We start from the raw sequence: 23,538 nt of genomic DNA, 5'->3' as shown, positions 1-23,538 counted from the left end.
GACTGTTAGTGTAATGTTGGGTAAGATTTAATAAGATGATAACAATTCTCAAAAACTTGATGCAGATCATAAACTTTACAAATAGAGTGCTAATTTAGGGGAAAAAGCACTCCAGATCAGTAATAATTTCGCCAGTTAAAATAATTTTTAGAGGAAAATAACTATGGCGCAAATCACGAAATCTGCCCAACCTTACGATGCTCAAGTTGAAGTGAATGAATTGGTCGAGCGGGGGCTAACAGCCCTTGAGGCGTTCCGCCGGCTTGATCAGGAGCAAGTCGATTATATCGTTGCCAAAGCTTCGGTGGCGGCGTTGGATAAGCACGGTGCATTAGCTCTGCACGCAGTTGAGGAAACCGGGCGGGGTGTGTTTGAAGATAAAGCAACCAAAAACTTATTTGCCTGCGAATATGTGGTGAATAATATGCGAAATCTGAAAACGGTTGGAGTGATCAGCGAAGATGATGTAACGGGGATTACCGAAATTGCCGATCCGGTTGGTGTGGTTTGTGGGATTACGCCGACAACCAACCCGACTTCCACTACGATTTTCAAAGCGTTAATTGCCCTCAAAACCCGTAACCCGATTATTTTTGCCTTCCACCCTTCCGCCCAACAGTGTTCCGCGCACGCCGCACAAATTGTCTATGATGCTGCGGTGGCTGCCGGTGCGCCGAAAGATTGTGTGCAATGGATTAAAACACCGTCAATGGAAGGGACATCTCTGTTAATGAAACACAAAGGGATTGCCACCATTTTGGCAACCGGTGGGAATGCAATGGTGGAAGCGGCTTATTCCTGCGGAAAACCGGCGTTGGGTGTGGGGGCCGGGAATGTGCCTGCCTATGTTGAAAAAAGCGCCGATTTAAAACAGGCAGTGTACGATATTGTGATGTCGAAATCGTTCGATAACGGAATGATTTGTGCTTCGGAGCAAGCGGCAATTGTCGATAAAGAGATTTATGCCGACTTCGTCAAAGAGATGCAATCTTACGGCGTTTATTTGGTGAATAAAAAAGAGAAAGCCTTGTTGGAAAAATTTATTTTCGGGGTGGATAAAGCCGATAAAGTAAGCTGTTCCGGCGCGAAGTTAAATGCGGCGGTTGTCGGTAAACCGGCAGCGTGGATTGCAGAACAAGCGGGCTTTTTCGTGCCGAAAAATACCAATATTTTGTTGGCGGAATGTAAAGAAGTAGGGGAAAACGAACCGCTGACCCGTGAGAAGTTATCGCCGGTACTGGCATTACTTACCTCGCATTCCCAAGAGGAAGGGATTGCGTTAGCGGAACAGATGGTCAATTTCCACGGTTTAGGGCATTCTGCGGCGATTCATACTAAAGATACGCAGTTGGCGAAAACGTTCGGTGATCGGGTCAAAGCCATTCGTGTGATTTGGAATTCGCCGTCCACTTTCGGCGGTATCGGTGATGTGTATAACTCTTTCCTGCCGTCTTTAACACTAGGTTGCGGCTCATACGGCAAAAATTCCGTCGGTAACAACGTGAGTGCAGTGAATCTTTTAAATATCAAACGTGTGGGCAGACGGAGAAATAATATGCAGTGGTTTAAAGTGCCGTCAAAAATCTATTTTGAGCGGGATTCGATTCAATATTTGAAATCAATGAAAGATGTCGAGCGGGTGATGATTGTTACCGACAGAGCAATGGTTGATCTCGGCTTTGTCGAGAAAATTGCCGAGCAGTTGCGTCTGCGTAAAAATAAAGTAACTTACCAACTGTTTGCCGATGTCGAACCTGATCCAAGTATTGAAACCGTTCGCCGTGGGACAGAATTGATGCGTAGTTTCCAACCGGATACGATTATTGCACTCGGCGGCGGTTCGCCGATGGACGCAGCAAAAGTAATGTGGTTATTCTACGAGCAGCCGGAAGTGGATTTCCGTGATCTGGTACAGAAATTTATGGATATTCGCAAACGGGCGTTCAAATTCCCACAATTAGGTCGCCGTGCGAAATTTGTCGGTATTCCGACCACATCAGGAACGGGCTCGGAAGTTACACCGTTTGCGGTCATCACCGAAGGCGACAAAAAATACCCGATTGCCGACTACTCGCTCACCCCAACGATTGCGATTGTTGATCCGGCGTTAGTGATGACCGTGCCGGCACATATTGCGGCGGATACCGGTTTAGACGTACTGACCCACGCAACCGAAGCCTATGTTTCAACGGTGGCGAACGATTACACGGACGGCTTGGCATTGCAGGCGATTAAATTAGTGTTCCAATTCCTTGAAAAATCGGTGAAAGAAGCTGATCCGGAAGCCCGTGAGAGAATGCACAACGCATCAACCATTGCCGGTATGGCATTTGCCAATGCGTTCTTGGGGATCAATCACTCAATGGCACATAAACTGGGCGGGCGTTTCCACACCGTACATGGTCGCACCAATGCGATTTTAATGCCGCACGTTATTCGTTATAACGGCACACGCCCGACAAAAGTGGCAACTTGGCCGAAATATAACCATTACAAAGCGGACGAAAAATACCAAGATATTGCTAGAATGTTAGGGCTACCGGCAGCGACACCGGCAGAGGGGGTGGAATCCTATGCCAAAGCTGTGGCGGAACTTGCCAAAGCCTGCGGCATTAAAATGTCGTTGCGTGAGCAGGGTGTGGACGAAAAAGCTTTCCTTGAAGCCCGTAGAGAGCTTGCCCTGCTGGCGTTTGAAGACCAATGCACGCCGGCAAATCCTCGTTTGGCAATGGTAGAAGATATGGAGGAAATTCTGACTAAAGCCTATTATGGCGAGTAATATTATTGTAAATCAATAGCTTATAATTTTATTTTTAATCATTTATCACGCTGGTGGCTGTGTGGTTTTCTTCCTAGCAGCCACTTTTTATTTTGTCTGAAGAATTTATATTTTAAAGCGATTTGGCTTTTATCACTGTTGGAAAATAATAAGTTTATTTCTTATTTGTATGATGATTAACAGGGAGAAGATTAAAATAGCGATAAGGTGGATTCACTTATCGCCATTTTTGATTTGTGGTGTAGAGACAGGCGGTCAGTTATACGTCATTATTTGCAACTATACCAAGCCCTGTTTCAGGCGTTCAAAATAGTGTTTGGTTTCATCAATCACCACGTGGCGTAAAGCAACCAGTGCGATTAAATTCGGGAACGCCATTAAGCCGTTAACGATGTCTGCCAACGTCCAAATCGTGTTTAGTTGAATAAAAGGGGCAACGGCAATCAGGGCAATGAAGATAACACGGTAGAATTTAATACCTCGTGTGCGTCCGCCTCTCAAATAAACAAAGCAACGTTCGCCGTAGTAACACCAGCCCAAAATAGTCGTAAAGGCAAAGAAAATCAGCCCGACCGTTACGACAACCGCCCCGATATTGCTCATCAACCCTTGCGAAAATGCCAAGTTGGTGAGTGCAGCCCCTTGTGCCGAGCCTTTCCACGCACCGGTTAGTACAATGACTAACCCTGTCATTGTACAGACGATGATGGTATCTAAGAATGTGCCGGTCATTGAAATCAGCCCTTGGCGAACCGGCTCTTTGGTTTGGGCTGCCGCTGCTGCAATCGGCGCTGAACCTAAGCCCGCTTCGTTAGAGAAAATGCCTCTTGCAACACCCGATTGGATTGCCTGCATTACGGTAAAACCTAATACACCGCCGATTGCAGATTGTGGGTTAAACGCCGCTTCAATAATAAAAGCGATAGTTTCGGGGATTTTTGCGGCATTTAACACCAAGATCAGCACTGATGCACTCACATAAGCAACCGCCATAAACGGTACAATCACACTGGCGATTTTTGAAATCCGCTGCACACCGCCTAAAATAATCATTGCGACGGTGAGTGTCAGTACCACTGCCGTTACACCGATCGGCAAATGAAAAGTGTCGTGCAGGGCAGTGGTGATCCCATTGACCTGCGGAAACGTACCGATACCAAAGAGAGCGACCATCACACCGAAAAAGGCGAACAGTTTTGCCAGCCATTTCCAACGTTGCCCCATACCGATTTCAATGTAATACATTGGACCGCCGGCAATATAGCTGTCTTTGTCCTTACCCCGAAATTTAATTGCCAGCAAACATTCGGCGTATTTGGTTGCCATACCGAAGACGGCAATTAACCACATCCAAAACAACGCCCCCGGCCCGCCCGCTTGAATGGCGGTGGCGACCCCGACAATATTGCCCGTGCCGATAGTCGCTGCTAATGCGGTAGAGAGTGCGGCAAAGGCGGAAATATCGCCTGTTTGATTCTCACCTTTTTCCGGTTTGAACATATAGATGAAGGCTCTCGGCAGGTTAAAAATTTGCAAGAATTTGAGTTTGAAAGTGAAATAGATGCCCACACCCGAAATTAAAACCAGTAGTGGCACACCCCAAATGATGTTATTGATTTGGCTAAGTAACGTGTCGATTGACATTGTGATTCCTCGTAAAAACAACTTACAAGGAAAGAAAAGCACACAGCAAGCGGTGAGATGCCGACGATATTTTGCAGAAGGCGATATTGCAAATTTTTCCGCCTAAACGACCGCTTGTTTTGCTTACTTTTCTCCCCTGTCCTTTTGCCTGAGCGTTTCACGCAGATAACTACGCTTGCGCCTTCGGCGTCCATTTTCCGCACTCGCGGAGTGGATCTCTCCAAGGGTTCGTCCAATAGCTGTCCTCGCTTGCGCACCTGAAAGAGTTTACCTCGTCGGTGTGGGGTGCTCCCCACTCTCCAGCTATCTTCATCCGAACATTTTCTTCTTTATAAAAAATAAAAAAGACTTATGGATTTTAGCAAGTCTTTTGGGGCTGTCAATATCGAAGCACTACAAGAGCTATTTTTCGTTAAGAATAGATGTAATCCTCAGGTTATTCAAGCGGAAGAAGAAAAACACCGCTATGGTGAAGGTGAATATAATGCTGCTTTTGTTGTTCGTCATAATATTCGGGGTTGAGGTTAATCATCAGCGGGGTGTTTTGCCAGATTGCCGTGATTTCCCAATGGTTACCCATATAGACGGCGTGCTGAATTTCACATTTTTGCGCCGGCTGCCCCTCGGGTTTTAGCTGAACGGCTTCGGGGCGGATACCGATCAGGCATTTGCCGTTCGGTACGTTAAAACGCTCGGTATTGTGTAGCTCAAATTGGTAGTTGCCAAGGGTGATATGGTCGCCCTCACGAGTACCGCTAAACAGGGTGGATTCGCCCATAAAGTTAGCAAGAAACAGGGAGTTAGGCTGCAAATAGAGCATTTTTGCCGTGCCTTGTTGGCGGATTTTGCCTTTGTCCATTACGATAACTTCATCGGAAACGGCAAAGGCTTCTGTTTGATCGTGGGTAACATACAGTGCTGTGATGTTGAGCTGTTGTTGCAATTCACGGATTTTTTCCCGCATTGCGCGGCGTAAATTTGCATCAAGATTGCTCAAAGGTTCGTCAAACAGTAATACTTTAGGTTTTAGTATCAAGGCTCTGGCGAGGGCGACCCGTTGTTGCTGCCCGCCGGAGATTTGATCGACATAACGATCTTCAAAACCGGCTAAATCGACCAGTTCGAGTGCCGCTTTCACCCGCTGCTGCCGTTCGCTTTTCGGTACGCCTTGCATTTTTAGCCCGTAACCGACATTCTCCCCAATCGACATATGCGGAAACAGGGCGTAGGACTGAAATACGATGCAGATGTCCCGTTGCTGAATGGCACTGCGGGTAACGTCTTCCCCGTCAATCAAAATCTGTCCGGCAGTCGGACTTTCCAGCCCTGCGACAAGGCGTAGCACGGTCGTTTTACCACAGCCGGACGGGCCGAGCAACGTTACCATTGTGCCTTGGCGGATAGAGAGGTTGAGATTATCAATAACCTTACTTTTGCCAAACGCTTTACAGACATTTTTTAACTCAAGAAACGCATTTTGTTGTGTCATTTTCAATCCTTAATTCATTTTCTTGGCTTTGGAGCGGGCAATGCGTGTGTCGCCGACCAGCCAATCAAACAGAAAAATAATCCCCATCATCACAACGATGAGGATAGAACCGTAGGCAATCGCAATGCCGTATTCACCGTCTTCCACCCGATTTAAAATGTAAGAGGTGGCAACCCGTGTGTCTGCCGTAACTAAAAACACAATCGCACTGACGGTTGTCATCGCTCGTACAAAACTGGTTACTAAGGCGGAAAGCAGTGCCGGTTTGAGCAACGGTAAGACCACAAAGCAGAGGGTTTTTAACGAACCGGCTTTGAGGGAGAGTGAGGCTTCATCTAAGGATTTATCTAATTGCCCCAACCCTGCCACTGCCGCCCGCATACCGACCGGCATATTACGCATTACCATTGATAAAATGATGATGATACCTGTGCCGGTGAGGTAAATCGGGCTATCGTTAAATGCCAAAATATAGGATACGCCTGCCACTGTACCGGGTACGGCAAAGCAGAGTAGGGTGAGAAATTCGAGCGTTTTTCTCCCTTTAAACTCTCGCCGCACGGTGATATAGGCAATCAGTAAGCCGAAGAATGCCGTAATTGGAGCAGCCGCGGCGGCAAATATGACGGTTTGGAGCAACGACGGCCAAGCGCCGTCATTAAAACCTTGTCCAAATAATGTGAGGTAGTTATTGAAAGTCAGGGTGTAATCGACGCCCCAATTCACCGTAAAACTGCCGTAGAAGATACTGCCGTACAGCATCAGATTAAACAATACCCAGCCGGTGAGGGCGACAATAATGACCCCTTTGAACAGAGTAGGCAGATCTTGCACTTCGCCACGGTAGGATTTGCCGGAAACGGTAACATAAGAGCGGTTACCAATCCAAAGATATTGAATGATAAAAATGGCTAACGAAAACAGCAGTAGCAACGTGCCGAGTGTGCCGGCCGAGGTATAATCCAGTTGCGAGCCGGCGATATAGAAATAGATTTGCGTGGCGATCACATCAAAGCTGCCGCCCAACACGAGCGGGGTGCTGAAATCGGCGAGGGATTGAATGACAACCACTAAAAAGGCGTTCGCCAATGCCGGTTTCAATAACGGTAAAATAATGTGAAAAAACGCTTGATAGCGATTGGCACGCAACGTATAAGCTGCTTCTTCCACAGACGGGTGAATGGACTTCAACGCCCCTTCTAAAATCATAAACGCCATTGGGGTTAAGGCTAACGTATGGGCAATCACAATGCCGGTAAAGCCATATAGCCACTGGCTTTGAAAGCCTAAGTATTCGACTAAAAAGGCGGTAACATAGCCGGATCTGCCAAGCATTAGCGTAACACCCAACCCAACTACAAACGGCGGGGTAACAATCGGCAAGATCGAAAAAATTTTCCCGATAAAGAGTGTGCGCTTGGCAATGCGGGTAGTATAAAGGGCAAAAGCCAAGCCGAACAGCGTAGAAAATAGCCCCACCGTTGCCGCTACACTCAGTGAATTGCCAATCACCCGCAGCACATAGGATTTTTGCAAAATCGCCAAGGCGTATTGCGGTGCAAATTCGCCGTTGTGGTAAAACATTGACTGTAAAATAGCGAAGGTCGGATAGACAATAAAGCCGAAAATCAGCAGTACAATGCTGATCAAGGCTGCAATAATAAAGCGATCGCCCTGCATTACTTTTAGGTCTGCCAACGCATTGGTGGCAAGGGCTATCAGCGAGAGAATGAGCAAAAATACCGCATAGCCTAACCGAATATTGAACCAGGTTGCCGTGAGAAAAATCAGCAGAAACAGACCGCTTGCGAGGGCAAATTCACATCGGCTACGCAACAGGCTGGGGCGAGGTGTCGGGATCAGAAAAAGGCAGAGCGGTAAAAACCACGCCCAAGCGATATTCAGGCTTGTCCAGCCTTTGGCTTGCTGCAATTCTTCGGCGGTCGCATCAAACACCCCGTAATCTAAGGCGGTTACCGGCAAAAAAGCAAAGCCCAGCCACGCAAGCAGTACCCAAACGGCAGGGCGGGAAAAAGAGAAAAAATTCGGCATAGTGTTCCAAAAACGTCAGAAAAGGGGCTGATGCCCCTAGCATATCGGATTATTCGGCTAATTTGACTTCATTGACCCATTTTTCGATTAACCGCTTACGCTCTTCGGTTGAACCGTATTTTTCAAAATCATAATGGATTAAGGTCAGATCCTGCGGATTAAGGGAATAAGGGGACGGCTCGGCGGTGGTGTTGGTTAAGACTTGGAAAGCCTCGCCTTTTTGCCAAGCAAGCTCTTGCGCCTCTTTTGACAATGCCCAATCGACAAACCGTTTCGCATTTTCCAGGTTACGCGCCCCTTTTAAAATGCTCACCCCGCCTAATTCATAGCCCGTGCCTTCGCTTGGCACAACCATTTCCAAATTTGCCCCGTGTTTCTTTTCCAGCGCATAGTCGTGCAAAAAGCCGATGCCGATAGCCGTTTCACCCCGTGCCGTATTACGAGAAGGGGTAATACCGGATTTGGTATATTGGGAAATGTTTTTGTGGAGTTGCTTGAAATAGGCAAAGGCTTTTTCTTCGCCCCAAAGTTGAACGAAAGTAGCAATCGCCGTGTATGCCGTGCCGGAACTTTGCGGATCGGCGATCTGAATTTCACCGGCAAGGCGGGGATCGAGCAAATCCGCCCAATTGCTTGGCGTTTTTTCGATACCCAATTTTTTCAGCCGATCAAGATTAACCCCAAAGCCTAAAATGCCCATATAAACGGCAGAGGTGTAGTTGCCTTTCAGTTTAGCGGGATCACGGAATTTTTCATTGATTTCGGCAAGAGTCGGCGATTGATAGGGTTGCAACAACCCCATTTCTCCCGCTTGGGATTGCGGATCGAGCGTGCCGCCGTACCAAACATCCGCCTGCGGATTGTTTTTTTCCGACTCAATTTTCGCCAAGGTGCTGCCCGACCCGTTACGCACAAAGGCAACCTTGACTTGATATTTTTCGCCAAAGGCTTGGGTCGCCTGCTCGCACATCAGGTTAGTGGTGCTGCAATAGACGACCAAACGCCCTTCAGCGAGAGCAGATTGGCTGGCCGTCAAGCCGAGCGTTACGGCAGTAAATAAGGCGGAGAGCATTTTCAATTTCATAGGGTATTCTCGGTGAGTTAAAATCACCTCTAATATAATCGGATTTGTATCAAAATACTGTGATGCTATTCACAAATAAGCAAATTTTTTCACAAAAACAGAATTTTGCAAAATTTTGCCGTTTTTCGACCGCTTGTATAGTAAGATAACCGTAACTTTTTGAGGATAGCAAATGAACAGATTAAACATAGGCGATCAAGCGCCGGACTTTACCTTACTTGACCAACACGAACAGCCGGTTTCCCTTGCGCAATTCCGTGGGCAGCGGGTATTGGTCTATTTTTACCCGAAAGCGCTCACACCCGGTTGTAGTACTCAGGCGTGCGGTTTACGGGACAGCAAAACCGAGCTGGCGGATTTTAATGTGGCGGTGTTGGGGATCAGCCCCGATTTGCCGAAAAAATTAGCCCAATTTACCGAGAAAAAAGGGTTGAATTTCACCCTCTTATCCGACCCCGATCATCACATTGCAGAAGCCTTTGGGGTATGGGGCGAGAAAAAATTTATGGGAAAAACCTATGACGGTATTCACCGTATCAGCTTTTTAGTCGATGCAAGCGGTCGGATCGAGGCTGTGTTTGACAAATTTAAAACTAGCGAATATCACCGGATTGTGATCGACTATTTGAAAGGGCAACAGAATGGCGCATAAAGCAGTATTTTTGGATCGGGACGGGACGATCAATCTCGATCACGGTTATGTGCATCAAATTGATGACTTTCAATTTATTGACGGCGTGATCGAGGCATTGCTTGCCTTGAAAAAGCAGGGCTATTTGCTGGTACTGGTTACAAATCAATCTGGCATCGCCCGTGGCTATTTTAGCGAAGATCAATTTTTACAATTAACCGAATGGATGGATTGGTCGTTAGCGGATCGGGGGGTAGATTTGGACGGGATTTACTACTGCCCGCACCACCCCGAAGGGCAGGGCGAATTTCGCCAACACTGCGATTGCCGTAAGCCGCAGGCGGGAATGTTTGTACAGGCGATCCGAGATTTAAACATTGACGCCAGCCAATCGATAATGGTTGGGGATAAATTGGAAGATATGCAAGCCGCCCAAAATGCCGGTGTTGCGTATAAAATGTTGGTGCGTACCGGCAAAGCGGTTACTGAGGCGGCGGAGGCAGCGGCGGATTGTGTGATCGACAGCTTGGCGGATCTGCCGTTATTATTAGCGAAACAGGGGAAGATATGACCTATCAAGATAGCAGCTTAACCGCCTTAAAGTTGGGGCAGAAAACTGATTATGCCAGCGAGTATGATCCGACATTATTACAAGCCGTACCACGCCGTTTAAACCGTGATGAATTAGGCATTAGCGAGCAGCAGCCCTTTGATCGCGGGGCGGATATTTGGACGCTTTATGAACTTTCGTGGCTAAACAGTAAAGGTGTGCCGCAGGTGGCGATTGCCGATGTAGCGGTGGATTTTCGCAGTGAGAATTTGATTGAATCCAAGAGTTTTAAGCTCTATTTGAACAGTTTCAACCAGACAAAATTTGAGTCGATAGCAGCAGTCGAGCGTTGTTTGGTTGAAGATCTTAGCCGTTGTGCAAGCGGTCGGGTAACGGTGAATATTCACAAATTGGACGCTTATCGTCAGCAGCCGATTGCGGATTTTGACGGGGAACGGATTGACGATTTGGATATTGAGATTCACGATTATCACTTTTCCAACTGTATCCTTGAAAATATTGCACAGGGCGAACGGGTGGAAGAAACCTTGGTTAGCCATTTGCTAAAATCCAACTGTTTGATTACCAATCAGCCGGACTGGGGAAGTGTGCAAATTCATTATGTCGGCAAGCGGTTAGATCGTGAGAAATTATTGCGCTATCTTATCTCGTTCCGCCAGCATAACGAATTTCACGAACAGTGTGTGGAACGGATTTTTACCGATTTAATGCGTTTCGCCAAGCCGGAAAAACTGACGGTATATGCCCGCTATACCCGCCGTGGCGGTTTGGATATTAACCCGTTCCGCTCCAATTTTGAGAGCGAACCGCAAAACCAAAGGCTGGCACGACAATAATGAACGCTTCGTTGTATTTAGGCATAATGTCCGGCACGAGTTTGGACGGTGTAGATTTAGCCTTGGTGGATTTTGCCAAAAATCCGCCGCAAATGACCGCTTGTGCCTGCGTGCCAATGCCGGAAGAACTTCGGGCGGCGTTATCAAGGCTGCTTAAAAGCGGGCAGACCGACTTACAACAACTGGGCGAGTTAGACCAGCGGCTTGGGCGGCTTTATGCGGACTGTGTGAACCATTTTCTGGCTGATTTGGCGCTGACGGCGGCGGATATTCAGGCTATCGGCTGCCACGGGCAAACCGTGTGGCACGCACCAAACGGCGATTATCCGTTCACGACCCAACTTGGCGATATGCACCGGCTGGCTGCCCACACGGGCATTACCACGGTGGGCGATTTTCGCCGTAAGGATATGGCTTATGGCGGGCAAGGTGCACCGCTCGTGCCGGCGTTTCATCAAGCGCTGTTTAGCGATCCGAATCGGATCACCGGCGTGTTGAATATCGGCGGGATTAGCAATATTTCGTTGCTGATTCCGAATCGGCAGCCCCTTGGCTACGATATTGGGGCGGGGAATACGCTGATGGATAATTGGATTGAGCGTCATCAAGGCAAGCGGTTTGATCGCAACGGCGAGTGGGCGGCTTCGGGCAAAGTGCATCACGGCTTACTGGCGGCACTGCTTGACGAGCCTTTTCTCGCTCAAAAACCGCCAAAAAGTACAGGGCGGGAATTGTTTAATTTGGCGTGGTTAGCGGCAAAATTGGCACAATTTGAGCCGATTGCCCCCAATGATGTACAAGCGACATTGCTGGAATTTACCGCCCAAAGTATTGCACAAGATTTACGGGCAATCGATCGCCCTCAAGACTTGCCGTGCCTGCTTTTGGTCTGTGGCGGCGGTGCAAAAAACGGTAGGCTGATGGTTCGCTTGCAGGCACTGCTGCCCGATTGGCAGGTAACCACGACCAACGCATACGGCTTAGATGTCGATTATGTGGAAGCCGCTGCGTTTGCGTGGCTAGCGTATCAACGGATACATAATCTGCCGTCTAATCTGCCGAGTGTAACGGGGGCATCACAAGCGGTCAGTTTAGGGGTAATTTTTACAACATTATGATGTAGCTTTGAACAACGCTAAATGATTGCTCATCGGTAGGGACGTCCGTTTAATCAGATCTTGATGTGATATGGCGGATGTCGGCATAGTTCGTTTGGTTTAGCCTTAATGAGCGGCTTTATAGGCAGCTAACCAGTGTAGAAATTCATCGCCGGTGCGGGTAACGTTTAATCTTAAATAGTGGGAGAAATCGGTGTGTTGGGAAAATAAATAACCCGGTGCTAAGACATAATTCTCTTTTTTCGCTTCAATCGACATTTTGGTCGTATCTAATTTTAAATCCAGCCATAAAAATATCCCTTTATTTGCCTGCTTAGGATATTCAATGCCTATTTTATCCAGTGCATTTTTCATTTTTTCGTGTTGTTTAACTAATTTTAAACGCATTTCATCAATATGTTTGGGGTAATAAGAGTGTAGCCAAATAGAATAAACACTGCGTTCCGTTAATTCGGTACTGGTCATATTAGATAACATTTTTTGACGAAGAATAATATCTAAAAACGATTTCGGCAGATAAATAAATGCTACCCGCCAATTTGCGCCAAGAATTTTAGAGACTCCGCTAATATAAAAGACCCTTTCACCTTGATCTAAAGTGATATAACGTAGGGTATGAGGATTATTTTCTAACGGGCTGTAAATATCATCTTCTAATAAATAGACATTATATTGATGCAGTAAATGGAGCACTTTATAAATTATTGAGGGGCTGACATTATAGGATGTCGGATTATTTAAAATGCTATTGGTAATATATATTTTAGGCTGATAAGTTTTAAATAAATACTCAAGTTTTTCTAGATTTGGACCGTTTTGATCCCTCGGTACACTTAATATGTTTAAATTTAATTGATGTAGGCAGCCTAATAACCAAAACCAACTGGGATCATCGACAATAATATAATCGTTCGGGCGAGTGAGCGATCTTAATATTAACTGGATCGCCGCAGACACGCCCGGCATTGTAATCATAAACGAGGGATCGGCAGTGATACCTAAATGGGCTAATTGCGTAGCGAATAATTTTCTCAGCGGATAGTAGCCCTGAATATGCCCGTAAGTATAAATAAACTCGTGAGCTTCTTTGGCGGATTTCTTGATCGCTTGGCGAATAATCTTAGCGGGGATTAGCCAATCACTCGGGAGCAGCCCGCTACCGGGAGATTTATCTTTTTCCTGCTCGTGAAATAAATGTTGCATCAGCCAGCCTGTATCTGCAACATTTTGCGTAAATGAAGGGGCGGCAACCGCTTGTACGCTTTCGGTTTTGAGCGGGTTGACGAAATAACCCGACCCTCTAATTGCCTTGAGATAGCCTAATGAAACAAGGTGTTCATAGGCTTGAGAAATGGTGAATGCCGAGTAATTTAATCGTTTAGCAAGGGCTCGGATAGAAGGAATTTTCTGCTCGGGCAGGTAAATATTGTGTTCAATATTTTCAATCACCCAATCACATACTTGAGCAACTTTGGTTTTTTTATTCATTTTGTTTCCTGCTGTATCGATGAAAGGGCAATACAGTTATTTTTTATTATCGTCAATTGCCTCGGTTGTGCATTGATTTTATCGTTTAAATTAAATATGAACAATCGGAACATCACCTTTTTAGGAGAAAAGCAGAATGAACCGTTATTTATTATTAGCGATGCTTTCAATATGTTGTTTGGCATTAGGCGGTATATTTGTCAAATTAAGTGAATTTCCCCCCATTACAACGGGAATGTATAGAGTGTTATTTTCATTGCCTGTCTTTTTTATATTGATGAAGTTTGAATCTCATCATCGCATAATGAGCTATAAAGAAAAAGGCATAGCAATGATAGCAGGGGTTTTCCTTGCATTGGATTTAGTCTTTTGGAATATATCGTTTGCTTATACGACCGTCGCGAATGCGAATTTATTAGCAAACTTAGTCCCTTTTACAGTAGTGCCGATCTCTTATTTTCTTTATAAAGAAAAATTAACGAAGTCATTTCTGTTAGGCGCAGGAATAATGCTAATCGGGTTGATGATCTTAATGAACGGCAAAATTTCACCTACTTTGCTTCATTTTAAAGGTGATCTGTTAGCATTACTAACGTCGGTCTTTTACGGTTTATTTATGATTAGCGTGTATAAATTAAGGTATCACTTTTCAACCATTCAAATAATGGCTTATGCAAGCATCGGGTGTTTGATCGTATTATTGCCGTTAGCGATTGGATATGAGGGAGTTTTTGTACCGTTCACCTTTGCTGAAATTTATCCGCTAATCGGTTTGGCATTGTTATCGCAAATATTAGGGCAAGGCGGATTAAGTTATTGTTTAGGCAAAATTAACGCTAGTTTTGCCGCTTTATTAGTCTTAACGCAGCCAATGATTGCAGCTTTCTACGCTTATGTAATATTTGGGGAAAGATTGTCATTTTTAGAAATCATCAGTTTAGTGATTGTCTTAATCGGGCTATATATTGCCAATAAAAAATAGTATGATAATTGCCATCTATTTATGATTTAACCCAAAATACAATGGCTGAACACGCTTTATTAGAGACATTAACCCACTTAATCACGGAACAACGCAACCCTAAATCAATGGAGATGGATCGTTTATCGGCGGCGGAGATCGTCGCATTGATGAACGAGGAAGATCATCAAGTGCCAACGGCAGTGCAAGCCTGTTTACCGCAGATTGCTGCTGCCGTTGAACAGATTGTCGCCGCCTTTCAGCGAGGCGGTCGCTTAGTTTATTTGGGGGCAGGTACAAGCGGGCGGTTGGGCGTATTGGACGCTTCGGAATGTCCGCCCACGTTCGGCACATCGCCCGAAATGGTTAAAGGGCTGATAGCCGGTGGCGACAAGGCGTTGCGTCAGGCAGTAGAAGGGGCGGAGGATAGCGATGAGGCGGGCAAAGCGGATTTGCAAGCGGTCGGTTTTTGCGAAAAAGATGTTTTAGTCGGGATAGCGGCAAGCGGACGAACCCCTTATGTATTGGGTGCACTAAGTTATGCCAAATCCCTTGGTGCATATACGGTTGCGATTGCCAGTAACCCTCATTCGCCAATGGCGAAAATGGCCGATATTGCGATTGAAACGGTGGTCGGAGCGGAAGTTTTAACAGGGTCAAGCCGGCTTAAATCCGGCACGGCACAAAAATTGGTGCTGAATATGCTTTCTACTGCCAGTATGGTGCTAATGGGCAAATGCTATCAAAATTTGATGGTCGATGTGCAAGCCAGTAATCAGAAGTTGCTCGCCCGTGCCGTGCGTATTGTGATGCAAGCGACAGAATGTTCACAAACGACAGCGGAAACGGCACTCGCCCAAGCCAATCAAAATGCCAAATTGGCAATAATGATGATTTTGAGTGGCACGGATAGTGCCACTGCCGAGCAATTATTGCGTCAAAATCACGGGCGGTTAAGATAGTTGTACCGCTAGGCTTTGCCAATAACCAGTGAGAGAATACCTGCTGCAATAAGCGGCCCGACCGGTACGCCTTTCAAAAAAGCCACGCCGATAATCGTGCCAATCAGCAGCCCCGTAACCAGCACGGGCTGGCTGCCCATCAGGTTTACGCCTCTTCCGCCTAACCAAGCAACCAGTACGCCGGCTATAATCGAAAAGAACATTTTCAGATCAAGAAGCTGGCTGATTTCCGGCAGCGTAATTCTGCCGGACACTAACGGGCTCAGCACGCCGATTGTTAAAATCACGATCCCGATTTTTAAACCGTATTGATCGGCAAGCGGCAGGTATTTAGCCAAAAAAGTTTGTTGCATAATCAGTAGCACGGCGGCGGAGATCGTAACGGCACTATTTTGGCTGAATAAACCGAGTAGGATAAGTGCCACGAGCAGTAATGCCACTGCATTGAATTGTAAAGACATAATCTATATGTGGGAAAAGTAAAATCCCTTACGATTGTAAGGGATTGAAAGATTAACTGGCAACCATCACCATTGCAGGACGGATCACTCTGCCGTGTAAGGTGTAGCCTTTTTGCATTACGCTGCTGATATGGTTCGGCTCAATGTTTTCTGCCGGCTGCATTGAAATCGCTTGGTGCAACTCCGGATCGAAAGCCTCACCGATATTACCGACGGCGACCACACCGAAATTAGTCAGTGTTGAAACCAAACCTTTATGGGTTAATTCCACCCCTTCGGCGAGGGCTTTGCTGCTTTCGTCCGCCCCTTCCAATGCTTGTAGCGCACGCTCAAGATTGTCCACCACATTCAGTAATTCTTTGGAAAATTTCTCAAGGGCAAATTTGTGCGCTTTTTCAACGTCTTGTTCGGTGCGGCGACGGATATTTTCAATTTCGGCTCTGGCACGCAGGGCAATGTCCTGTTCCCGTTTGTCTGCTTCGGCGATGTAAGCCTCTAAACTTTGAATGCGTTCATTTGCCGCAACAAGCGGGTCGATTTCTGCGCTTTCTTGCAAATCTGCCGGTGCTTGTTCGGTTTGCTCTACGGTTTCTTCTGCCACAACATCTTGTTCTACAGGGGATTTTTCGGTTTGATTTGTCATTTATAAGTCCTCTAAATGAAAATTTACATTGCAAATTTTTGCACAAAACTGACCGCTAATATAGTGCTAAATCCGCCAATTTCAAGCCGAATAAGCGATTTAGTTCAGTAAATGCGCCATTGCTTTTTCTTCTTGTTTGATCCGCACCGCTAAAATGACAAGATAGACGGGTAAGCCGAACATTGCGGTATAACCGGCGTGGCAAAACAGGCTTAAACCAACTAATTCCGGAATGATATTGAGAAAATAGTTAGGGTGGCGAATGTATTTAAACAGGAAAGAACGGTTAATTTTGTGGGCGGGTAAAATGTAAAGTTTGACTGTCCAAATCTCTTTTAAAGCATAGATCACATAAAACAGCATAATAAAGGCAAAAATGAGCAGTGCTAAACCGAGCTGGGCGGTATAATCAAAGCTGATTTGACGGAAATTTGCCTCCGTGATAGCAGCGAGATAAAACAGAATATGTGCGGCAGAGAGCAGTATTGAATTGGTTTTGCCGTATTGAACCGCCCCTTTTGCGATCAGGGCTTTTTCGTTACGAATTGATATAGATAAGGTGTAAAAACGCAGGGCTAAAATAAGTGCGAAAAGGGTATTGATAAATAACATAAAATCTCCTTTTAAAAGGGTAAAACCATATCACCTTAGACAAAATGATGCACCTATTCTTACATTATAGAACGCCGTTTGGCGAGATTATCCGCAGAAATAACCGTTCTCTCTATGTTGATTTTTCGCTATAATCGGCAACAATTTTCTCTCTATTTTGATAAAGGATAATTTTATGATGCGTTCTCATTATTGCGGAGCATTAAACCGCTCTCACGTTGGCGAACAAGTAACCTTAAGTGGCTGGGTTCACCGTGTGCGTAACCTCGGTCGTTTTATTTTTATGCAAATTCGTGATCGTGAAGGGATCGTACAAGTTTTCTTTGATGAAAAAGACGACGCACTGTTCAAAATTGCCAGTAGCTTGCGTGCGGAAGCCTGCGTACAAATTAAAGGCGAAGTGATTGCTCGTGATGAATCGCAAATCAATCAAGAAATGGCTACGGGCGAAATTGAAGTATTAGTCAAAGGGGTGCTGGTATATAACAATGCGGAGGTACTTCCTCTTGATTTCAACCAAAACAACACGGAAGAGCAGCGTTTAAAATACCGTTATTTAGATTTACGCCGTCCGGAAATGGCAGAACGTTTGAAAACCCGTGCCAAAATCACCAGCTTTGTCCGCCGGTTTATGGACGATAACGGCTTCCTTGACATTGAAACCCCAATGCTCACCAAAGCCACGCCGGAAGGCGCGCGGGATTATCTTGTGCCGAGCCGTGTGCATAAAGGCAAATTTTATGCGTTGCCACAGTCGCCGCAGCTATTCAAACAGCTTTTGATGATGTCGGGATTTGACCGTTATTACCAAATTGTCAAATGCTTCCGTGATGAAGATTTGCGCGCCGATCGCCAGCCGGAATTTACCCAAATTGATGTGGAAACCACCTTTATGACCGCACCGGAAGTGCGGGCGATGATGGAAAAAATGATCCGTGGGCTCTGGTTGGATCGCTTAAATGTCGATTTAGGCGAATTTCCACAAATGACCTTTGCGGAAGCGATGCGCCGTTTCGGTTCGGACAAACCGGATTTGCGCAACCCGCTTGAATTGGTTGATGTCGCCGATTTATTAAAAGAGGTAGAGTTTAAAGTCTTTAACGAACCGGCAAATGATCCGGAAGGGCGGATTGCGGTTATCCGAGTGCCGAACGGGGCGGAAATCACCCGTAAACAGATTGACGAATACACCCAATTTGTCGGTATTTATGGGGCGAAAGGCTTGGCGTGGGCGAAAGTCAATGATGTGAACGCAGGGCTTGCCGGTTTGCAAAGCCCGATTGCGAAGTTTTTAACTGATGAGGTGGTTGTCGCCCTCTTAGCCCGTGTAAATGCACAAAACGGCGATATTATTTTCTTTGGCGCAGATAAAGAAAAAATCGTAACCGATGCAATGGGGGCGCTGCGTTTAAAAGTAGGGCGTGATCTAAACCTCACTGATCTGGATACTTGGAAGCCGCTTTGGGTGGTAGATTTCCCAATGTTTGAAAAAGATGATGAAGGGAATTGGTCGGCAATGCACCACCCGTTCACCTCACCAAAAGAGTTAACGCCGGAACAGTTGATGGCTGACCCGAAAAGTGCAGTTGCCAATGCCTATGATATGGTGATCAACGGTTACGAAGTCGGCGGCGGCTCAGTACGGATTTTCGACCCGAAAATGCAACAAATCGTCTTCAACATTTTGGGCATTAACGAAGATGAACAAAAAGAGAAGTTTGGCTTCTTGCTGGATGCTCTCAAATACGGTACACCGCCGCACGCCGGTCTTGCTTTTGGTTTAGACCGTTTGACGATGCTGATTACCGGCACGGAAAATATTCGAGATGTGATCGCCTTCCCGAAAACCACCGCTGCCGCCTGCTTGATGACCGAAGCGCCGAGTTATGCCAATCCGCAGGCATTAAGCGAACTGGCAATTAGCGTGGTCGCTAAATCAGACTAAATTCAAAGCCCTTTAAATCAGCCGATTTAGAGGGCTTTTTTCTTAGACAAGTATAGTGAGAAATGTGAAAGTAAAAAGGAGACAATGATGCTTATCGACTATTGCAGCTTAGCCTGCCCGCATTGCCATCAGTCGATCAAAATTCCGCTCATCAAACCTGTTCAATGGATCAAGCAATGTCCCCACTGCCAACAAGCGATAAAATATAAATATTCGTTTGGAAAATTTTTTATCACTTTCTTACTAGGTTATGCAATCGTTATGTTGATCTGTCATATGTTGCTAAGTGAATATCCTAAAATTTATTTTATTTTGGCGATGATTGGTGGCTTTATGACTCAACATTTTTTAGGTGATGCGCATTTTGACAAAGAAGAGTAGCCTTGGTTAAGCTGGGGAAGTTGTGAATAGTTTACAAGCGGGTATTTTCTCTTAAAAATCTGCAAATAGGATACAGCCCACCAATCAAGATCTGATTGGTGGGGCGTTTTCCGTCTATAAAAGACTATCTTTGGTTTCTGCTATTTTCCATAGTGCGCCAAGGCTTAATAAGCCGTTAACAAAGAGATAAATGCCAACGCCCCATAAACCGAAATGATTATTTAGCGGAATGGTTATCAGCGTAGCAACACTTGCGCCTAAGATGCCGGCACAGTTATAAGCCAGTGATGCGCCGGAATAACGGACTTCCGTTGGAAACAGTTCGGGCAGTAAGCTGGCTAATGGGCCGTACCCCATTCCGATGAGCCCCATACCTATCATAAAAAAGAAAAATAGTCTTAATGTGGTTGCATTTTCAAGGAAGAACGGGATAAATAGCCCAAAGAGTGTTACACCTAGCGTGGTGATTATCATCCACTGTTTACGTCCGATACGGTCGATATAATATCCCGAAAGGCTGATCGTCAATGCAAGGGCAAAAGCACTGCATATTAACAGGAAAGTCAATGTGCCGCTTGAGAGCCCTAACCCTGTCGCATAACCTGCAGGCGAGAGTCCGACCGGTGATTTTGCATATACTTGAGCAAAGGCAATCATAATATAAAATAAAACATAGCCGGCAACGGATAGCAACATTCCTAAAATAAAAGGTTTTGCGTAGATGGAGAAAACCCATTTTATCGGCAAGTTTACCGCTCGTTTTTGTTGTGCTATTGCAGTGATAAAAATTGGGCTTTCAACTAATTTTAGACGGACGTATAACCCGATAAAAATGAGAATAACCGATGAGATAAACGGAATACGCCAAGCCCATTCAACTAATGCCTGATCACCAAAAAGCCAATTAACGACAAAGAATACGCCATTTGCCAGTAATAATCCTATCGGTGCACCTAGCTGTGGAAAGGTGCCGTACCATCCTCGTTTATGCTGTGGGGCATTTTCAATCGCGACCAGTGCCGCCCCTCCCCATTCACCGCCTAAGCCGATGCCTTGCCCGATTCTGCATAAACAAAGCAGTAATGTTGCCCAGATACCGATATGTTCATAAGTGGGTAATAATCCGATAATGACTGTTGCCGAGCCCATTAGAAGCAGAGAGACGACTAGCGTGTTTTTCCGACCGAAGCGATCACCGAAATGCCCGAATAATGCGGCACCTAGCGGTCGGGCGATAAAGGTCAGGGCAAGTGTCGAGAGTGCTGCGATCTGACTGGACACAGGATCGGCGCTATAAAAAAACTGATGATTAAAAATGAGTACCGCAGCAATCGCATAGATGTAATTATCGAAATATTCTATGGTCGTACCTATCATTGTCGCGGTAATTACCTGCTTGAGGTTGTTTTGTGTCGGTTGCATTTGTTGCTCCTTTAGCATTGCACGGGTGTATGATGAACGCTGAATAGCAGTTAGTTTAAATCTAATCCCATTTGCCAAAATGCCACTTCCATACGAGTAGCCGTAGTAAAAATCTCTTGGATTTTTTGCAACTGGGAGGGAGTGATAAATTGACAAAGTTGTTCTAGCGTTGCACCGATTTGTGCGGCACTATGTTGAAAGTCTGGAGAAGCGTAACTGTCAATCCATTTTTGATAAGGATTATTTGATGGACTAAGCCGGCGTTCATTAATCATTCTGGCAATTTCAGCATAGCCTAAAGCACAAGGCGCGATTGCGGCATATAGTTCGGCGAGTGTGCCGTGCATACCACAATCTAAAACGTAACGAGTATAAGCTATGCAGGCGGGGGCTTCGGAAAGTTGTTGCAGTTCTTCCTTTGATATACCCCATTCCTTGCAATACGAGATATGTAACTCGCTCTCCTCTAAAATAGATTGTACCACCTGCTGTGCAGCACTCATTTGAGCAAACGTATCCGCCTTATAAACGGCTAACCCAAATGCTCGGCTATAATGGAAAAGATAGAGATAGTCCTGCTTTAGATAATGTTGGAAATTTATAATGGGCAGCGTACCTTGAGCAAGTTGTAGCACAAAATGATGTTCGATGTAGTTTTTCCAATGAATTGAACTACCTTGGATGAGTTGTTGGCAAGTAAGCATCCTATTTCTCCTATTTTCAGTTGAATATAAACGGAATGAACTCAAGATAGTCTGAAAACAGTTAGTCTAATAGGGTAGAGAAAATGCGAGAATGGAGTAAAAAATAAAGGGGAATATGATGTGGACATAATTAGTTTCCTACGCCAGTACTAACTGTTTCAGGTTCACGGGTATGATCTCAGCCATAAGGCACCCCGACTAATGCCACCAGTGTAGCAACTTTCTTGGAACACTCAATATCCTTCATACAAAATTGTGATAAAGATCTCATTATTTTTATTGAAAATAGTGTAGAATTTCAAACGCAATATGGCTCGGAAACAAGGGGCAAAATGAGACTAAAAACCTATCAACACTGGCTGGTAGAATATTATAAACTTCGGCAATGGTATGACTATACCCCTTTTATCCGCTTGAATTTTTTGACGGAGGAAGTCGGCGAGTTGGCACAAGCGGTACGGGCGTATGAAATCGGGCGGGATAGAGCCGATGAACCGCCGTTATCTCAACAGACTCGTTTAGTACATATTCAGGAAGAAATCGGCGATGTGCTGAATAATTTGCTTATTTTAGCCGAGAAATACCAGCTTGATTTAGCAGTGATAATGCAAGAAAATCAACGCAAATTAACACAACGTTTGGAGGGGAAAGCGTGAATATTACCGTTTATTGCGGCGCAAGTTTGGGAAACGACATCGTTTATCGAGACTCGGCAGTGCGTTTAGGAAAATGGATTGTCGCACATCAGCATCGCTTAATTTACGGTGGCGGGCGAGCAGGGCTGATGGGCGTGATTGCCGATACGGTGCTTGCCGAAGGCGGCGAAGTTATCGGGGTGATGCCGACTTTTTTAGCGGAGCGGGAATTGGCACATACCGGCTTAACCCAGTTAATCACGGTCGATTCAATGTCGGTACGCAAGCAAAAAATGATCGAATTGGGCGAAGCGTATATTGCATTAGCCGGCGGGCCGGGGACGTTAGAGGAAATCAGCGAGGTAATTTCGTGGGCAAGAATCGGACAAAACCCGAACCCGTGCATTCTGTTTAATCAAAGCGGCTATTACAATCCCCTCAAAATGTTGTTTGAGCAAATGGTGAAATCCGCATTTCTCACGGCAGAGGATTACCAAAAAATCTTATTTTCCGACGATTTAGACGAAATCGCACAGTTTATTGCCACTTACCAAGCCCCACAAATTAGGCGTTATTAAATGAAGTATAAAAATCCCTATTCCGTTTTGGTGGTGATTTATGCCCAACATAGCGGACGGGTGTTAATGTTGCAACGCCAAGACGAACCGAGTTTTTGGCAGTCGGTAACCGGCACGATTGAAAGCGGCGAGCAACCCTTCCAAACGGCGTTGCGGGAGGTGAGAGAAGAAACGGGTATTGATATTGCTGCACAAAATTTAACGCTCGTCGATTGCCAATTCAAGATAGAATTTGAAATTTTTCCCCAATTCCGCTATAAATACGCCCCGCAGATTACCCATTGTCAAGAGCATTGGTTTTTATTGGCGGTTAATGATGAAATGTCCCCTGTATTGAGTGAACATCTCTGTTTTCAATGGCTTTCACCCGAACAGGCGGCAAAACTGACGAAATCCCCCAATAATCGTTTGGCAATTGAACGCTATCTCATCAACAAAGAGAGCAAAATGTCAGATTTTTTAGCATAGCAAGCGGTCAGTTGCGTGCTATTTTTTGCAAAATCAGTATTGGGGCAAGTGATTACCCCGTTAAATATTCAAGA

Annotated in this window: 22 protein-coding genes and 3 riboswitches; of the genes, 12 read left to right on the top strand and 10 right to left on the bottom strand. The window is 45.6% G+C overall.

Annotation, left to right across the window (positions count from 1 at the left end; genetic code table 11):
• The first annotated feature begins 163 nt into the window (after positions 1-163).
• A complete protein-coding gene (gene adhE / locus E4T80_RS00515; RefSeq protein ID WP_135053985.1) occupies positions 164-2,779 on the top strand; it encodes a bifunctional acetaldehyde-CoA/alcohol dehydrogenase in 2,616 nt (871 codons plus the stop codon).
• 279 nt (positions 2,780-3,058) lie between these two features.
• Here adhE and E4T80_RS00510 read toward each other — a convergent pair whose 3' ends face one another.
• The 4 genes from E4T80_RS00510 to E4T80_RS00495 all read right to left on the bottom strand — a co-directional run bounded on the left by E4T80_RS00510 (position 3,059) and on the right by E4T80_RS00495 (position 9,048).
• Positions 3,059-4,423 carry an alanine/glycine:cation symporter family protein gene (locus E4T80_RS00510; RefSeq protein ID WP_135053984.1) on the bottom strand — a complete coding sequence of 455 codons (1,365 nt, stop codon included), beginning with the start codon at positions 4,421-4,423 and terminating at the stop codon, positions 3,059-3,061.
• Between the two features lie 133 nt (positions 4,424-4,556).
• A riboswitch (glycine riboswitch) is annotated at positions 4,557-4,650 on the bottom strand.
• Between the two features lie 2 nt (positions 4,651-4,652).
• A riboswitch (glycine riboswitch) is annotated at positions 4,653-4,736 on the bottom strand.
• 123 nt (positions 4,737-4,859) lie between these two features.
• Positions 4,860-5,912: a ferric ABC transporter ATP-binding protein gene (fbpC, locus tag E4T80_RS00505; RefSeq protein ID WP_135053982.1), complete on the bottom strand. Its 1,053-nt coding sequence runs from the start codon at positions 5,910-5,912 to the stop codon at positions 4,860-4,862.
• A gap of 9 nt (positions 5,913-5,921) precedes the next feature.
• Positions 5,922-7,964 (bottom strand): ABC transporter permease, encoded by a 2,043-nt coding sequence (locus tag E4T80_RS00500; RefSeq protein WP_135053980.1) that lies wholly within the window; start codon positions 7,962-7,964, stop codon positions 5,922-5,924.
• 49 nt (positions 7,965-8,013) lie between these two features.
• Positions 8,014-9,048 (bottom strand): ABC transporter substrate-binding protein, encoded by a 1,035-nt coding sequence (locus tag E4T80_RS00495; RefSeq protein WP_135053978.1) that lies wholly within the window; start codon positions 9,046-9,048, stop codon positions 8,014-8,016.
• Positions 9,049-9,220: 172 nt separating this feature from the next.
• Here E4T80_RS00495 and bcp point away from each other — a divergent pair, with 172 nt between their 5' ends.
• The 4 genes from bcp to E4T80_RS00475 are packed head-to-tail and all read left to right on the top strand — an operon-like array spanning position 9,221 to position 12,204.
• On the top strand, positions 9,221-9,700 hold the full coding sequence (gene bcp, locus E4T80_RS00490) for a thioredoxin-dependent thiol peroxidase (protein WP_135053976.1): 480 nt from the start codon (positions 9,221-9,223) through the stop codon (positions 9,698-9,700).
• Positions 9,690-10,250 (top strand): D-glycero-beta-D-manno-heptose 1,7-bisphosphate 7-phosphatase, encoded by a 561-nt coding sequence (gene gmhB / locus E4T80_RS00485; protein ID WP_135053974.1) that lies wholly within the window; start codon positions 9,690-9,692, stop codon positions 10,248-10,250. The genes bcp and gmhB overlap by 11 nt, the downstream gene beginning before the upstream one ends.
• Positions 10,247-11,086, top strand: a complete 840-nt coding sequence (gene queF / locus E4T80_RS00480; RefSeq protein WP_135053972.1) for an NADPH-dependent 7-cyano-7-deazaguanine reductase QueF — start codon at positions 10,247-10,249, stop codon at positions 11,084-11,086. Before gmhB ends, queF begins: the two co-directional genes overlap by 4 nt.
• Complete coding sequence (locus tag E4T80_RS00475; RefSeq protein ID WP_135053970.1) at positions 11,086-12,204, top strand: anhydro-N-acetylmuramic acid kinase; 1,119 nt, start codon at positions 11,086-11,088, stop codon at positions 12,202-12,204. The genes queF and E4T80_RS00475 overlap by 1 nt, the downstream gene beginning before the upstream one ends.
• A gap of 105 nt (positions 12,205-12,309) precedes the next feature.
• Here E4T80_RS00475 and E4T80_RS00470 read toward each other — a convergent pair whose 3' ends face one another.
• Entirely contained in the window at positions 12,310-13,692 is a 1,383-nt protein-coding gene (locus tag E4T80_RS00470; RefSeq protein WP_135053968.1) for an aminotransferase-like domain-containing protein, read from the bottom strand.
• Between the two features lie 136 nt (positions 13,693-13,828).
• Between E4T80_RS00470 and E4T80_RS00465 the strand changes: the two genes are divergently transcribed.
• A complete protein-coding gene (locus tag E4T80_RS00465) occupies positions 13,829-14,674 on the top strand; it encodes a DMT family transporter (RefSeq protein WP_135053966.1) in 846 nt (281 codons plus the stop codon).
• 41 nt (positions 14,675-14,715) lie between these two features.
• Entirely contained in the window at positions 14,716-15,615 is a 900-nt protein-coding gene (murQ, locus tag E4T80_RS00460; protein WP_135053964.1) for an N-acetylmuramic acid 6-phosphate etherase, read from the top strand.
• Positions 15,616-15,623: 8 nt separating this feature from the next.
• Here murQ and E4T80_RS00455 read toward each other — a convergent pair whose 3' ends face one another.
• From E4T80_RS00455 to E4T80_RS00445, 3 genes are all read right to left on the bottom strand, one after another.
• Positions 15,624-16,076: a DUF441 domain-containing protein gene (locus E4T80_RS00455; protein WP_135053962.1), complete on the bottom strand. Its 453-nt coding sequence runs from the start codon at positions 16,074-16,076 to the stop codon at positions 15,624-15,626.
• 52 nt (positions 16,077-16,128) lie between these two features.
• Positions 16,129-16,719, bottom strand: a complete 591-nt coding sequence (gene grpE / locus E4T80_RS00450) for a nucleotide exchange factor GrpE (RefSeq protein ID WP_135053960.1) — start codon at positions 16,717-16,719, stop codon at positions 16,129-16,131.
• 99 nt (positions 16,720-16,818) lie between these two features.
• On the bottom strand, positions 16,819-17,331 hold the full coding sequence (locus E4T80_RS00445; RefSeq protein ID WP_135053958.1) for an isoprenylcysteine carboxyl methyltransferase family protein: 513 nt from the start codon (positions 17,329-17,331) through the stop codon (positions 16,819-16,821).
• A 175-nt stretch (positions 17,332-17,506) separates the two neighbouring features.
• Between E4T80_RS00445 and aspS the strand changes: the two genes are divergently transcribed.
• Positions 17,507-19,276, top strand: coding sequence for an aspartate--tRNA ligase (gene aspS, locus E4T80_RS00440; protein WP_135053956.1), 1,770 nt, complete (start codon positions 17,507-17,509; stop codon positions 19,274-19,276).
• Between the two features lie 87 nt (positions 19,277-19,363).
• Positions 19,364-19,657 carry a hypothetical protein gene (locus tag E4T80_RS00435; RefSeq protein WP_135053954.1) on the top strand — a complete coding sequence of 98 codons (294 nt, stop codon included), beginning with the start codon at positions 19,364-19,366 and terminating at the stop codon, positions 19,655-19,657.
• A 114-nt stretch (positions 19,658-19,771) separates the two neighbouring features.
• On the opposite strand, the gene E4T80_RS00430 is transcribed toward E4T80_RS00435, so the two are convergent.
• The gene (locus tag E4T80_RS00430) at positions 19,772-21,079 is read right to left on the bottom strand and encodes an MFS transporter (protein ID WP_135053952.1); all 1,308 of its coding nucleotides are present in this window, start codon (positions 21,077-21,079) and stop codon (positions 19,772-19,774) included.
• 50 nt (positions 21,080-21,129) lie between these two features.
• Positions 21,130-21,783 (bottom strand): thiaminase II, encoded by a 654-nt coding sequence (gene tenA, locus E4T80_RS00425; protein ID WP_135053950.1) that lies wholly within the window; start codon positions 21,781-21,783, stop codon positions 21,130-21,132.
• 118 nt (positions 21,784-21,901) lie between these two features.
• A riboswitch (TPP riboswitch) is annotated at positions 21,902-21,990 on the bottom strand.
• 125 nt (positions 21,991-22,115) lie between these two features.
• On the opposite strand from tenA, the gene E4T80_RS00420 reads away from it, so the two are divergent.
• The 3 genes from E4T80_RS00420 to nudB are packed head-to-tail and all read left to right on the top strand — an operon-like array spanning position 22,116 to position 23,464.
• On the top strand, positions 22,116-22,439 hold the full coding sequence (locus tag E4T80_RS00420; protein ID WP_135053948.1) for a MazG nucleotide pyrophosphohydrolase domain-containing protein: 324 nt from the start codon (positions 22,116-22,118) through the stop codon (positions 22,437-22,439).
• On the top strand, positions 22,436-22,996 hold the full coding sequence (locus E4T80_RS00415) for an LOG family protein (protein ID WP_135053946.1): 561 nt from the start codon (positions 22,436-22,438) through the stop codon (positions 22,994-22,996). The genes E4T80_RS00420 and E4T80_RS00415 overlap by 4 nt, the downstream gene beginning before the upstream one ends.
• Positions 22,997-23,464: a dihydroneopterin triphosphate diphosphatase gene (gene nudB, locus E4T80_RS00410; RefSeq protein ID WP_135053944.1), complete on the top strand. Its 468-nt coding sequence runs from the start codon at positions 22,997-22,999 to the stop codon at positions 23,462-23,464. It abuts the gene before it with no gap.
• The last annotated feature ends 74 nt before the right edge of the window (positions 23,465-23,538 follow it).

It is taken from the genome of Muribacter muris (assembly GCF_004569585.1).
GTDB lineage: Bacteria > Pseudomonadota > Gammaproteobacteria > Enterobacterales > Pasteurellaceae > Muribacter > Muribacter muris.
Note: the sequence above shows the minus strand (reverse complement) of the source record. Positions and strands in the feature narration are given on the sequence as shown.

Coding starts and splice junctions, on each gene's coding strand:
- E4T80_RS00495 (WP_135053978.1), bottom strand. CDS start 9,048: ATGAAATTGAAAATGCTCTCCGCCTTATTTACTGCCGTAACGCTCGGC.
- E4T80_RS00500 (WP_135053980.1), bottom strand. CDS start 7,964: ATGCCGAATTTTTTCTCTTTTTCCCGCCCTGCCGTTTGGGTACTGCTT.
- grpE (WP_135053960.1), bottom strand. CDS start 16,719: ATGACAAATCAAACCGAAAAATCCCCTGTAGAACAAGATGTTGTGGCA.
- E4T80_RS00470 (WP_135053968.1), bottom strand. CDS start 13,692: ATGAATAAAAAAACCAAAGTTGCTCAAGTATGTGATTGGGTGATTGAA.
- bcp (WP_135053976.1), top strand. CDS start 9,221: ATGAACAGATTAAACATAGGCGATCAAGCGCCGGACTTTACCTTACTT.
- tenA (WP_135053950.1), bottom strand. CDS start 21,783: ATGCTTACTTGCCAACAACTCATCCAAGGTAGTTCAATTCATTGGAAA.
- E4T80_RS00435 (WP_135053954.1), top strand. CDS start 19,364: ATGCTTATCGACTATTGCAGCTTAGCCTGCCCGCATTGCCATCAGTCG.
- E4T80_RS00455 (WP_135053962.1), bottom strand. CDS start 16,076: ATGTCTTTACAATTCAATGCAGTGGCATTACTGCTCGTGGCACTTATC.
- fbpC (WP_135053982.1), bottom strand. CDS start 5,912: ATGACACAACAAAATGCGTTTCTTGAGTTAAAAAATGTCTGTAAAGCG.
- adhE (WP_135053985.1), top strand. CDS start 164: ATGGCGCAAATCACGAAATCTGCCCAACCTTACGATGCTCAAGTTGAA.
- E4T80_RS00510 (WP_135053984.1), bottom strand. CDS start 4,423: ATGTCAATCGACACGTTACTTAGCCAAATCAATAACATCATTTGGGGT.
- gmhB (WP_135053974.1), top strand. CDS start 9,690: ATGGCGCATAAAGCAGTATTTTTGGATCGGGACGGGACGATCAATCTC.
- E4T80_RS00475 (WP_135053970.1), top strand. CDS start 11,086: ATGAACGCTTCGTTGTATTTAGGCATAATGTCCGGCACGAGTTTGGAC.
- queF (WP_135053972.1), top strand. CDS start 10,247: ATGACCTATCAAGATAGCAGCTTAACCGCCTTAAAGTTGGGGCAGAAA.
- E4T80_RS00420 (WP_135053948.1), top strand. CDS start 22,116: ATGAGACTAAAAACCTATCAACACTGGCTGGTAGAATATTATAAACTT.
- aspS (WP_135053956.1), top strand. CDS start 17,507: ATGATGCGTTCTCATTATTGCGGAGCATTAAACCGCTCTCACGTTGGC.
- murQ (WP_135053964.1), top strand. CDS start 14,716: ATGGCTGAACACGCTTTATTAGAGACATTAACCCACTTAATCACGGAA.
- E4T80_RS00465 (WP_135053966.1), top strand. CDS start 13,829: ATGAACCGTTATTTATTATTAGCGATGCTTTCAATATGTTGTTTGGCA.
- E4T80_RS00430 (WP_135053952.1), bottom strand. CDS start 21,079: ATGCAACCGACACAAAACAACCTCAAGCAGGTAATTACCGCGACAATG.
- nudB (WP_135053944.1), top strand. CDS start 22,997: ATGAAGTATAAAAATCCCTATTCCGTTTTGGTGGTGATTTATGCCCAA.
- E4T80_RS00445 (WP_135053958.1), bottom strand. CDS start 17,331: ATGTTATTTATCAATACCCTTTTCGCACTTATTTTAGCCCTGCGTTTT.